The organism is Amycolatopsis sp. NPDC051071, from assembly GCF_040682875.1.
GTDB lineage: Bacteria > Actinomycetota > Actinomycetes > Mycobacteriales > Pseudonocardiaceae > Amycolatopsis.
In genome coordinates this window covers 12502-24425 of sequence record NZ_JBFBBY010000018.1, presented here as the reverse complement: position 1 = coordinate 24425, position 11924 = coordinate 12502, and the positions used below count along the sequence as shown (strand labels likewise).

General features: G+C 69.3%; 11 protein-coding genes. 1 reads left to right on the top strand and 10 read right to left on the bottom strand.

What is annotated here, in order from left to right; all coding sequences use genetic code 11:
• Nucleotides 1-26: 26 nt before the first annotated feature.
• The 8 genes from AB0M65_RS09135 to AB0M65_RS09100 form a co-directional block, all read right to left on the bottom strand.
• On the bottom strand, nucleotides 27-632 hold the full coding sequence (locus tag AB0M65_RS09135) for a DUF2567 domain-containing protein (protein ID WP_364023849.1): 606 nt from the start codon (nucleotides 630-632) through the stop codon (nucleotides 27-29).
• A 165-nt stretch (nucleotides 633-797) separates the two neighbouring features.
• Nucleotides 798-1001, bottom strand: a complete 204-nt coding sequence (locus AB0M65_RS09130; protein ID WP_364023846.1) for a hypothetical protein — start codon at nucleotides 999-1001, stop codon at nucleotides 798-800.
• A complete protein-coding gene (gene bioB, locus AB0M65_RS09125) occupies nucleotides 988-2004 on the bottom strand; it encodes a biotin synthase BioB (RefSeq protein WP_364023844.1) in 1017 nt (338 codons plus the stop codon). The genes AB0M65_RS09130 and bioB overlap by 14 nt, the downstream gene beginning before the upstream one ends.
• A gap of 94 nt (nucleotides 2005-2098) precedes the next feature.
• A complete protein-coding gene (bioD, locus tag AB0M65_RS09120) occupies nucleotides 2099-2815 on the bottom strand; it encodes a dethiobiotin synthase (RefSeq protein ID WP_364024028.1) in 717 nt (238 codons plus the stop codon).
• 88 nt (nucleotides 2816-2903) lie between these two features.
• The gene (locus tag AB0M65_RS09115; RefSeq protein WP_364023842.1) at nucleotides 2904-5087 is read right to left on the bottom strand and encodes a bifunctional SulP family inorganic anion transporter/carbonic anhydrase; all 2184 of its coding nucleotides are present in this window, start codon (nucleotides 5085-5087) and stop codon (nucleotides 2904-2906) included.
• Nucleotides 5088-5445: 358 nt separating this feature from the next.
• Complete coding sequence (locus tag AB0M65_RS09110) at nucleotides 5446-7707, bottom strand: bifunctional SulP family inorganic anion transporter/carbonic anhydrase (RefSeq protein ID WP_364023840.1); 2262 nt, start codon at nucleotides 7705-7707, stop codon at nucleotides 5446-5448.
• A 239-nt stretch (nucleotides 7708-7946) separates the two neighbouring features.
• Nucleotides 7947-9227, bottom strand: a complete 1281-nt coding sequence (locus AB0M65_RS09105) for an adenosylmethionine--8-amino-7-oxononanoate transaminase (RefSeq protein WP_364023838.1) — start codon at nucleotides 9225-9227, stop codon at nucleotides 7947-7949.
• Between the two features lie 25 nt (nucleotides 9228-9252).
• Nucleotides 9253-9507, bottom strand: coding sequence for a hypothetical protein (locus AB0M65_RS09100; protein ID WP_364023835.1), 255 nt, complete (start codon nucleotides 9505-9507; stop codon nucleotides 9253-9255).
• A 64-nt stretch (nucleotides 9508-9571) separates the two neighbouring features.
• On the opposite strand from AB0M65_RS09100, the gene AB0M65_RS09095 reads away from it, so the two are divergent.
• Nucleotides 9572-10195, top strand: coding sequence for a uridine kinase (locus AB0M65_RS09095; protein WP_364023833.1), 624 nt, complete (start codon nucleotides 9572-9574; stop codon nucleotides 10193-10195).
• Here the strand turns inward: AB0M65_RS09095 and AB0M65_RS09090 are convergent.
• Nucleotides 10183-10752, bottom strand: a complete 570-nt coding sequence (locus tag AB0M65_RS09090) for a dienelactone hydrolase family protein (RefSeq protein ID WP_364023830.1) — start codon at nucleotides 10750-10752, stop codon at nucleotides 10183-10185. The genes AB0M65_RS09095 and AB0M65_RS09090 overlap by 13 nt on opposite strands.
• The gene (locus AB0M65_RS09085; RefSeq protein WP_364023827.1) at nucleotides 10752-11909 is read right to left on the bottom strand and encodes a glycosyltransferase family 4 protein; all 1158 of its coding nucleotides are present in this window, start codon (nucleotides 11907-11909) and stop codon (nucleotides 10752-10754) included. The genes AB0M65_RS09090 and AB0M65_RS09085 overlap by 1 nt, the downstream gene beginning before the upstream one ends.
• Nucleotides 11910-11924 lie beyond the last annotated feature (15 nt).

Sequence of the window (11924 nt, the reverse complement as noted above, 5' to 3'; positions counted from 1 at the left end):
AGTCCCGGCCCACCCTAGAGGAAAACTCAGCCGAGGCGGCGGCCCAGATCTTCCCGGCCGTTCCACGCGGTCAGCAGCGTGTAGGCCAGTGTGGTCATCAGCGGCGCGGCGAGCATGATCCAGGTCGACTCGATCTGCGGAGCCTTCGCGATGACGTCCCCGATCACCGGTGTCGCGGCGATCTCGTAGCGGCTGTTGGCGAACGCGACGCCCATCGTCGTACCGAGCCAGCCCGCCAGTGCCGCCCCGCCGGTGGCGGCGGCGAGCACGACCGGACCGCGGCGCTCCCGCAGCAGCCAGGCGACGACCCCGATCAGCAATCCGGTGCCGAGCGCGAGGAAACCGTAGATCGCGAGGTCGTCGAAGCGGTGCCAGCTCTCCATCTCCAGTGGTGCCAGGCCGCCGTTGGCGTTGATCACCCGCATCCGCTGCGGCGGCGCGAGCAGCGACCACAGCCACGCCAGCGGGAAGCCGAGCAACCCGGCCGTGGAGAGCACACTGATCGCGGGCAGCAGATCCGCCTTGATGACGACCTTCGGATGCGGGCGCCGCGGCTTCGGCAGCATGGGCACCGACCAGGGGTCGGGCACGCTGGAAGACAGGTGTGCTGGTTTGCCCGACGTCTCGCCCAACCCGGACTCCTCCCTCACGCTGCTTGTGCAGAGCGTAACCAATGACGCCCGCAGCGCACGCAACCCCGGCATCGAGTCGCGCCACCCCTCCGCGTCTAGTCCTCTAGTTGCGGTCCTTGCACGTGCAACTACCGCAACTAGAGGACTAAACGCGGGCAGAGGGGGTCAGCCGGAGAGGGTGCCGTGGCGGCTGCATCGCGCCGTCCAGCCCACCGGGGTGATCTGGACGACCATCCGCCGCGCGCAGAACGTGCAGTAACGCGGCGGTTCGAGTGCCGTTCTCGGGTTGTGACAAGCGGGGTGTTCCGCACCACCGCCGGACGTCTGTCCACAGTGGACACAGAACGCCGGTTGGTCAGAGGACGTCACTGATCGCCTTCACCGGCATCTTCAGCTCGTCGAGCATCTGCAGGTCCGCGCTGGCCGGGCGGCCGAGGTTGGTCAGGTAGTTGCCGACGATGATCGCGTTGATACCGCCGAGCATGCCCTGTTTGGTGCCGAGGTCGCCGAAGGTCAGCTCACGGCCGCCGGAGAACCGGATCAGCGGACGCGGCATGGCGAGGCGGAAGGCGGCCACGGTACGCAGCGCGTCCTTGCCCTCGACGACCTCGTAACCCTCGTACGGCGTACCCGGCTGCGGGATGAGGAAGTTCATCGTGCACTCGTCCGGGTTCAGCTCGGCCAGCTGCGCGGCGAACTCGGCGCGCTGTTCGACGCTCTCCCCCATGCCGATGATGCCGCCGCAGCAGACCTCCATCCCCGCCTCGCGGATCATGCGCAGGGTCTCCCAGCGCTCTTCCCACGTATGCGTGGTGACGACGTTCGCGAAATGCGAGCGCGCGGTCTCCAGGTTGTGGTTGTAGCGGTGCACGCCCATCTCGACGAGTTCGTCGACCTGCTCCTGGGTGAGCATGCCGAGCGAGCAGGCGATCTGGATGTCGTTGCCGTCCTCGCGGATGGCCTTGATCCCTTCACGGACCTGCGAGAGCAGCCGCTGGTCCGGACCGCGGACGGCGGCGACGATGCAGAACTCGGTCGCGCCGGTCTCGGCGGTCTGGCGGGCGGCCTTGACCAGGCCGGGGATGTCCAGCCACGCCGAACGCACCGGCGTCGGGAACCGGCCCGACTGCGAGCAGAAGTGGCAGTCCTCTGGGCAGCCGCCGGTCTTGAGGCTGATGATGCCCTCGACCTCGACCTCGGGGCCGCACCAGCGCATCCGGACGTCGTGGGCCAGCGCCAGCAGGTCGGTCAGGTGGTCGTCGCCGAGCCGCAGCACTTCGAGGACCTGCTCTTCGCTGAGCCCGACACCGCGCTCGAGGACCTGGTCACGCGCCGCGGCGAGGATGTCGACGGTCTCCGGGGCTGTGGTCACGGGGCGGCTCCTGTTCGGGGTGGGGCGGTACGGCAAGGCACATCATCGTGCACGAGAGACGGCCTCGGCCACAGCGACGCAGATCACTACCCCCCTACTTCTGGGCGGAGGCGCGCCCGACGAAGCATTCAGGATCGAACTCGCCGCCGAACCACGGCGAGAGTCCCGCCTTGGCCCGCTCGACGAACTCCCCGTGATCGGCCGAGCCCAGTCCGGCGGGCAGGACACCCAGCAGCGGGGCACCGGCCGCGACCGGCAGGTCCTGCAGGTTCGACACCGCCGCGAGGTCGGGATCTTCGGGCCACGAGCCGACGATGACACCCGCCACGGTGAGCCCGCGTTTGGTCGCGACCTCGGCGGTGAGCGCGGTCGCGTTGAGCGTGCCCAGCCCGGCCTCGGCCACCACGATGACCAGCGCGCCCAGCGACCAGGCGACGTCGGCGAGTGTGGCGCCGTCGGCGTTGAACCGGACCAGCAGACCACCCGCGCCCTCGATGAGGGTGAGGTCGTGCCCGCCGTTGAGGTCGCTCGCGGCGGCGGCGATCTCACTCGGGGAGAGCGTCGGCAGCCCGGACGTCCGCGAGGCCGCCTCCGGTGACAGTGGATCCGGATATCGACGCAGCTCACGGGTGGTGACCGGACCGGCGAGGCGGAGGACGTCGGCGAGGTCACCCGGCTCGTCCGGGCCGACCCCGGTCTGCGCCGGTTTCAGCACGGCGACGCGTTGACCCCGCACGGCGGCCAAGGCGGCGATGGCGGCGGTGGTGATCGTCTTGCCGACACCGGTTCCGGTGCCGGTTATGACCAGCATGCTCACGTGGGTTGAATCTAGTCTGCGGGGCGCGGCCCCACGATCGAGGGTGCTCTGGGTCACGCTCCGGAGTGACCGAAGGGCACCTTCAGCTCCCTGAGGTAGTGACGGCACCCACCGACGTGAAGTTGCGGTCACCGTCGTCCGACAGGTACACCTGGGCGGCTCCGACGTCGAAGTACATCCCGGCCAGACGCAGTTCGCCGCGTGCCTCGGCCTCGGCGATCAGCGGGTAATGCCGCAGATGGTCCAGCTGCTGCAGGACGTTCTGCAGCGCCAGCCGGTTGACCTCGGCGTCCGGGCGTTCGCCGTCGATGGTCACCGTGGTCTTGCGCCGGGCGCTCGGCTCGGCGTGCCGCAGCCAGGACACCAGCATCGGCGTGCCGTCGGGAGCACCGGTCGACAGCGCCTGCATGGCACCGCAGCCGGAGTGCCCGCAGACCACGATCTCGCGCACCTTCAGCACGCCGACGGCGAATTCGACGGTGGCGCCCATCGACGGGTCGGCCCGGCGGGCCGGCACCAGGTTCCCGATGTTGCGGACGGTGAACAGGTCGCCGGGACCGCTGGTGGTGATCATATTCGGCACGATCCGGGCGTCACCGCAGGTGATGAACAGGGTGTGCGGTGACTGGCCGCCCGCCAGTTTGCTGAGCGCGGGCTGCATGAGCGCGGCCGTGCGCCGCTGAAACTCGGTCGCGCCACGCAAGGTCGGTCCGCCGCGCTGGCCGGGTACCTCGACGTCCTTTGCCTGCCAGTCCGACCACGGCGCGAGGAACCGTGGCACCGAACGGACGGCGTCCGTCCTGGTCAGCGTGGGATCGCCGGATTTGCCGTTGGCGAACCACGGATGCCCGACCTCGTCGACGACGACCTCGCCGCCGGTGCGCTCGTGCCCCTGCTGCCAGCTGGACAGGCTTTCGAAGGCGGCGTGGTCGAGGTAGTCGACGATCAGTTCCAGAGTCACCTTCGCGCCGTCGGGCACGGTCGCGAGCACGCGGCTGAGCCTCGGCACCGAAAGGAACGTCAGGACACCTTCGACGACGACGCGCCATTCCTCACCGTCGCGTTCGGCGTGGATCCCGGACCACACGGTGCGGCGCAGCATCAGCAGCACCGACAGTGCGATGCCGAGCAGCACGCCGGTGAGCAGGTCGAAGACGACGACACCGGCGAGCGTCACCAGATACAGCCACAGGTCGCCGTGTTTGAGGACCTGCCGCAGCTGCCCGGGGTTGACCAGTTTCGCGCCGACGTGGACGAGCAGACCGGCGAGCGCGGCGAGCGGGATGTTCTGGATCAGCCCGGCGAACGCCGCGACGAACACCAGGATCCAGACCCCGTGCAGGATCGCGGACACCCTGGTGCGGGCACCGGCGGCGACGTTGGTCGAACTGCGGACGATCACGCCGGTGACCGGGAGGCCGCCGAGTGCGCCGGAGGTCAGGTTCGCGGCACCCTGGCCGATGAGTTCGCGGTCGAGGTTCGAACGCGGGCCGGTGTGCATCTTGTCGACGGCGACGGCGGACAGCAGGCTTTCCACGCCGGCGATCAGCGCGATGGTGACGACCGCGACGGCGAACGCGCCCCAGCCTCCGCCCGGCAGTTCGGGTGCGAACCGGATGGCGAGCAGGTCACCGGGCAATTCGACGCGGGGCAGGGTCATCCCGGTCGTCACGGAAAGCACGGTCGCGACCGCGATGGCGGCCAACGGGCCGGGCACCTTGCGGACGGCCGTGGGCAGCCGCGGCCACAGCAGCAGGACGGCGATGGTGAGCACGCCGATCAACGCGGCGGTGTCGTGGTGGCCGACGATCTGCGCGGGCAGTTCGGCGATGTTCTGGAGCGCGGAGCTCTGCGCCGAGCCCCCGAGGACGACATGCAGCTGGCCGAGGACGATCGTGACGCCGATACCGGCGAGCATGCCGTGGACGATGGCGGGCGAGATCGCCAGCGCGGCACGCGCGATGCGGCTCAGCCCGAGCAAAATCTGCAGCGCGCCCGCGGCGACGGTGATCGCGCAGGTGGTCGCCCAGCCGAAGGTCGCGATGGTTTCGGCCATGATCACCGTCAGCCCGGCGGCCGGGCCGCTGACCTGAAGCGGGGAGCCGCCGAGCGCGCCGGCGACCACACCTCCCACGACGGCCGCGATCAGCCCCGCGACGATCGGCGCCCCGGACGCGAGCGCGATCCCGAGTGACAACGGGACGGCGACGAGGAACACCACCAAGGACGCGGGCAGGTCGTGACGGAGCACGGCGAGGGATCTCATGATCACCAGGAAACTGGTGATTTGTCCGCTATGCACCACCTGTTCGAGTGAATATCGTCCCACGGGCGGGTGGCGTGGCCCACTTCCAAGCCTCTTCGTTGCCCCGAGATGTCGGGGACATTGCGAAAAGCCTTACGGGCCCAGAAGGTCGTGAGATCCGCCTTCAAGCACGCGAGTCACGCCTTCAAGCACGCAAGTTACGCCTTCAAGCACGCAAGTTACGTCCTTAAGCACGCGAGTCACGCCGTCGCCTTGGCCGCCAACCCCGCGAACAAGCCGGTCACAGCGAGCCCGGGCATCACACCACGATTGCCTTACCCCTCAATAACCCGAATCGCCACTCACGACCCAGCAAGGGCTAGGACGTCACCGGAGTCGCCGCCGAAGTGAACGACCGGTGCGCCGCGTCGAGCAGGTATACGTTCGCCTTGCCGACGTCGAAGTACATCCCGGTGAGCCGGAGTTCGTCGCGGGCCAGCGCGGCATCGACGACCGGGTACGAGCGCAGGTTTTCCAGTTGCTGCACCACGTTGTGCAGGGCGAGCCGATCGGCTTCGCGATCGGGACGGGCGCCGTCGAGCAGCACCGGGCCTTCGCTTTCCCGGCGCCGCAACGTTTCCTCGCCGTGACGCAACCAGCCGCCGAGTTGCGCGAGCCCTGCAGGCGCGTCCCCGAGCAGCGCCTTCATCGCACCACAGCCGGAATGCCCGCACACCACCACTTCCCGCACCCGCAGTATCCCGACGGCGTACTCGATCGCCGCTCCCACGGAGAAATCCGCTTCAGTACTGGCGTGCGGGACGAGGTTTCCGATGTTCCGCACGGTGAACAGGTCCCCGGGGCCGCTGGTGGTGATCAGGTTCGGCACGATCCGCGCGTCGCCGCAGGTGACGAAGAGGGTGTGCGGCTGCTGCCCGTGCGCGAGCCCGTCCCAGGTCTGCCGCAGCAGCGGCGCGGTCCGCCGCTGGAATTCCGAAGCACCCCGGCACAACGGCACGCTGCCGCCGCGTTGCCCCGGCAGTTCGATGTGCTCCGCCTGCCATTCCGACCACGGCGCGAGCCAGCGCGGCACCACCCGGGACGCGACGCCGCGGCGGACGGTCGGCACACCTGCCTTGCCGCGTCCGAACCACGGATGCCCGATCTCGTCGACAATCACCACTCCCCCGGCTCGCTCATGCGCGCGTTGCCAGCCGCGCAGGCAGTCGAAAGCGGCGTGGTCGAGGTAGTCGACGAGCAGTTCCAGCGTCACTTCTGAGCGCTGGGGAACACCGGCCAGGATGGCCGTGAGCCTTGGCACGGAAAGAAAAGTGAGCGCGCCTTCGATGACGACGCGGGTCCGCGCACCGTCGGGTTCGACGTGAATGCCGGAGAACAGCATCCGGCGCAACATGAGCACGAGCGCCACCATGACGCCGGCGACGACCCCGGTGAGCAGGTTGACGGCGACCGCGCCGGCGAGCGTCGCGAGATAGACCGGCAGGTCGCCGTGGCGGCGAACCTCCCGCAGGCTGGTGACGTTGACCAGTTTCGCGCCGACGTAGACGAGGAGTCCGGCGAGCGCGGCGAGCGGGATCTGCCGCAGCGCACCCACCAGGAACAGGCAGCAGCCGAGGATCCAGATGCTGTGCAGAATCGCGGAGGCCCGGGTCCGGGCGCCCGCTTCGAAGTTGGTCATGGTCCGCACCACGACGCCGGTGACCGGGAATCCGCCGAGCGACCCGGCGGCGACGTTCGCCAGCCCCTGGCCGATCAGTTCGCGGTTGAGGTCGGTGCGGGGGCCGTCGCGTAGTTTGTCGACGGAGACGGCGGAAAGCAGGCTCTCCAGGCTGGCGATGAGCGCGATGGAGAGCACGGCGGCGGTGATCGCCGTCCAGGAGCCGGACGGCGCCTCGGGGACGAAACCCAGCCCCGGCAGGACATTCGGGAGGTCGACGCGCGGCAGGTCCATACCGGCCGCGACGGAAAGGACGGTGGCGAGCGCGACGGCGGCCAGCGGACCGGGGACGCGGCGCACCGAACGCGGCATCCGGGTCCACGCCAGCAGCACGCCGATGGTGACCACACCGATCAGCGCGGCCTGGTCGTGGTGGCCGACGATCTGACCGGGCAGCGCGAGGACGTTCGCGATCGCGGAACCCTTCGCGGCTCCGCCGAGCACGACGTGCAACTGGCCGAGCACGAGGATCAGGCCGATCCCGGCGAGCAGGCCGTGCACGATCGCCGGGGAGATGGCCAGCGCGGCCCTGGCGACGCGGCTCACCCCGAGAAGGATTTGGACCACGCCCGCCGCGACGGTGATGGCGCAGGTGGCGGCCCAGCCGAAGGTGGCGATGGTTTCCGCGAGGACGACGGTCAAGGCGGCGGACGGGCCGCTGACCTGAAGGGCGGAACCACCGAACAGGCTCGCGACGAGCCCGCCGACGACGGCGGAGACAAGTCCGGCAAGCAAGGGGGCCCCGGCGGCGTGTGCGACGCCGAGGGAGAGGGGAACGGCCACGAGGAAGACGACGACCGAAGCCGGGATGTCGTGGCGGAGGTTGCTCAGGAGGGTCGAAGAAACGGAACGGCGGCGGCCCGGAGGCCCGGTGTCGTGCTCGTCACCAACGAAGTCGATCATGGGGGCAGGAAACCCGATCGGCGCCGAAAAGTCTGCTACGCAAAGGTTTCTCAGGTTTGCTTGTGCACTGGAGAACTAGGGCATACCACACTTTTGCGACAAACCAGCCGGGAAGGGTCTCGATCGGACTCGCCCGTTCGCCTGATCAAGACCAACCCATGACCACGCTCTGTACCCAGCGTGGCCTTCCAGGTTTCCTGTGGCCGCCGTCACACTCTTTAGGTTGAATTTGGCCGTTTTTACGCTTTTTGCGCGGCCGCGACCATTGCGGAAGTGATCGAGGCCAGGTCGTCGGCATCGGAAATGTACGGCGGCATCGTGTAGATCAGGTTCCGGAACGGCCGCAGCCAGACGCCGTTCGCGGTGAGGACCTCGGTCGCGACAGCCATGTCCACCGGATGATCCAGTTCCACCACGCCGATGGCGCCGAGCACCCGCACGTCGGCGACCGAAGACAGCTCGCGGGCGGGTTCGAGCCCGGCTCGCAACGCGGCCTCGATCCGCGGGACGTCGGTCTTCCAGCGACCTTCGGCCAGCAGGCCGAGCGAGGCGTTGGCGACGGCCGAAGCCAGCGGGTTCGCCATGAACGTCGGCCCGTGCGCGAGCACCGGCAGTTCGCCGCGCGAGATCCCGTCGGCGATCCCCGGCGTGCACAGCGCCGCCGCCATCGTGAGGTAACCGCCGGTCAGCGCCTTGCCGAGGCAGAGGACGTCCGGCGTCACCCCGGCGTGCTCGGCGGCGAACATCTTGCCGGTGCGGCCGAAACCGGTGGCGATCTCGTCGAAGATGAGCAGGACGTCGTTCGCCTCGGTGAGCTCACGCAGCGCGCGCAGGTACGCGGGCGGGTGGAAGCGCATACCGCCGGCGCCCTGGACGACCGGCTCGACGATGATCGCGGCTAATTCGCCCGCGTGCCGCTCGATCCCGGCCGCGAGCAGGTCGAGATACGCCTGGTCCGGCTCGTCGTCGAATCCGCCGGGCGGCTTGGGCAGGAACAGCTGGTCCGGCAGGATCCCGCGCCAAAGCGAGTGCATCCCGCCGTCGGGGTCGCAGACGCTCATCGGTGTGAACGTGTCGCCGTGATAGCCGCCGCGCCAGGTCATCAGGCGCCGCTTTTCCTTGCGCCCCACCGACTGCCAGTACTGCAGGCACATCTTGACGCCGACCTCGACCGACACCGAACCGGAGTCGCACAGGAACACGTGCCGCAGCCCGTCGGGTGCGAGGTCGACCAGGTTCTTCGCCAGCGTGATGGCCGGTTCGTGGGTGAGCCCGCCGAACATGACGTGACTCATCCGCCCGGCCTGCTCGGCCAGCGCCGCGTCCAGCACCGGGTTCCGGTAGCCGTGGATCGCCGCCCACCAGGACGACATCCCGTCGACCAGTTCGCGGCCGTCGTCGAGGGTGAGCCGGACACCGCTCGCCTCGCGGACCAGCAGCGGGTCGACCGTGCCCGGCATCGGCCCATACGGGTGCCAGACGTGTTCCGCGTCGAGGGCGAGGAGTTCGGCGGCGTCCATCCGGCGACCCTACGACACGCCTTTCTCAGCGCAGGCGCACAGGGAGGGTTTCCAGCCCGTGCACGAGGGTGCTTTCCCGCCAGTGCAAGGTTTCGGGCTCGACGTCCAGGCCATCCCAGTGCACTGGTCCAGCGTTCGGCCAGCGTGGGAGTTCGGCGCCGGGGCCGAGCCAGATCTCCACACCCTCGCGTCCGGCCAGGAAGTCCCACACCCTGGCGCCGCCGACCGGCACGGTTTGGGAAACGCCTACCTGCCAACCACTTCCGGCTGCTTTGGGCACTGCCTCATCCTCCTACCGGGTGTACTGTGCGACAGTCACCGGTCCGGGTGGAGGATCTCTGTCTGTGCGCTACCGTCCGATTTCTCCCGCCCTGCTGGTCTCCGAACTGACCGAACGCGTCACGGCGATCACCGGCCGCCGCCGGATCGCGGTCGCCATCGACGGCGCGGCCGGTGCGACCAACACCACAGAACTCGCCGAAGCCCTGGTCGATCCGCTGAGGATCGCCGGTCACGCGGTGTTGCGGGTTTCGGCGGGCGGCTTCCTCCGTCCGGCGTCACTGCGCTTCGAACACGGCAAGGAAGACCCCGACGCGCGCTACACCGATTGGCTCGACATCGGCGCGCTACGCCGTGAGGTGCTCGACCCGCTCGCCGAGGACGGCAGCGGCCGGGTCCTCCCCTCGCTGTGGGACCCGGTCCGCGATCGCGCCACCCGCGCCGAACGCGTCGAACTACCCGAAGGTGGCGTCGTCCTGGTGGACGGCGAGTTCCTGTTCGGGGCCGGCCTCGTCTTCGACCTGAGCGTGCACCTGTGGCTCTCGCCGTCAGCGCTCAAACGCCGGGTGCCCGACGAGTGGGCGCTGCCCGCCTACGAGCGCTACGAGCAGGAAGTCGACCCCGCCGCGCTGGCCGACGTCGTCATCCGTGTCGACGACCCGAACCACCCGGCGCGCTACGAACCCTGACGACGTTTGTCGGTCCGCTCCAGGAAATCGATGACCCGCTCCCAGGTGAGCTCCGCCGCCGCGGCGTCGGACGGCGTGCTCTCCTTCGTCTCCGGGTCGGTGAACAAATGCGAGCATCCCGCGTACTTGAAGACCTCGGTGTCCGGATTCTCCTCGGCGCGGTGCAGATCGTCCCGCACCAGCCACTGGTCCGGGTCGGCGATATGCATCGTCGCCGGAATGCCGGGCAGGAACGTCGGCGCGTCGTGCAGGAACACCAGCGCGGAGGCGTCACCGCGGGCGCGGGACACCAGCGCGGCATAGCTCGCGCCGAGCGAATACCCGGCGTAGACCACACCCGGCGGGACGTCCGCCATCGCCGCCTCTGCCCGGTCGAACATCAGATGCGGCTCGATCGAGTCGCGGATCTCGATGGCGTCGGGGAGGTTGTCGGCGGTCCGGCCGTTGTACAAATCCGGTGTCCAGACCTTGTTCCCGGCGTCGCGGAGCCGATCGGCCGCGGCGAGCACGGCGGGACGGAGTCCCAGCGCGGAGTGGAAGAGCACGACGTCGGCCATCACCGCACCGCCGCGACCGGGTCGCCGTCGAGCAGGCCGGAAAGCCTGCTCGCCATGGTGTCCCACCGCCAGTTCTCGCCAACCCATTCGCGGCCCGCGGCGCCCATGCGCCGCGCCCGCACCGGATCGGCCAGCAAGGCCGCGAGGGTCTCCCTCAGCTGCTGTTCGTCACGGCCGTCGACGACGTGGCCGGTGACCTCGTCCAGCACCGTTTCCGGCGCACCGCCGGAATTCCCCGCGACGGCCGGCAGTCCGGTCGCCGAAGCCTCCAGGTACACGATGCCGAGCCCCTCGACGTCGAGCCCTTTCCCCCTCGTCCGTGCCGGCATGGCGAAGACGTCACCGGCGTTGTAATGAGCCGGCAACTCCTTCCACGGCACCGATCCAGTGATAACCACGTTGTCTTCAACCCCCAGCGCGTCGACAAGCCCGGCGAGCGTCTTGCGGTACGGGCCGCCGCCGACGAGCAGCAGCGCCACGTCCGGGATCCGCCTGCGGAGTTCGGGCAGGATTTTTATGAGCATATCCTGGCCTTTCCGCGGAACCAGCCGGGAAACGCAGACGATCGTCGGCCGGTCGCCGAGACCATGCCGGTCGCGGATTTCCTTGCCCGCGGCGGCATCCGGGCGGTATAGCGCGGTGTCGACGCCGCACGGGAGCATCTCCAACCCCGCCATCGGGCCAAAAGCGGCCGAAAAGCGGGAGCGCGTGTATTTGCTGACGTAGGTGACCACGTCGACGGTGTCGCCGATGCGGCGCAACGCCTGCCTCGACCCCGGAAGCATGGACCAGCCGACCTCGTGGCCGTGTGTCGAGGCGAGCACGCGGCGGGCACCGGCCGAACGCAGCGAGTGCCCCAGCAGTGCGAGTGGCGCGGCGGCGCCGAACCAGACGGCCTCACAGTCACGGGCGCGCATGATCTCCTTCGCCCGCTTGAGAACGTCCGGTGTCGGCAGCATCAGCGACGTCGGATGACGGACCACCTCGAACGGGGCGGCGGCGTCGAATTCGCCGTGCGAGCCGGTGCTCGACTCCCAGGAAGGCGCGTAGACGACGAGGTCGTCCGCGGGCAGGCGAGTGGCCAGCGAGTTCAGGTAGTTCTGGATTCCGCCGGGCCGGGGCGGGAAGTCGTTGGTCACCAGCAGGGTCCTCAGCACCCCTGCAGGCTACTT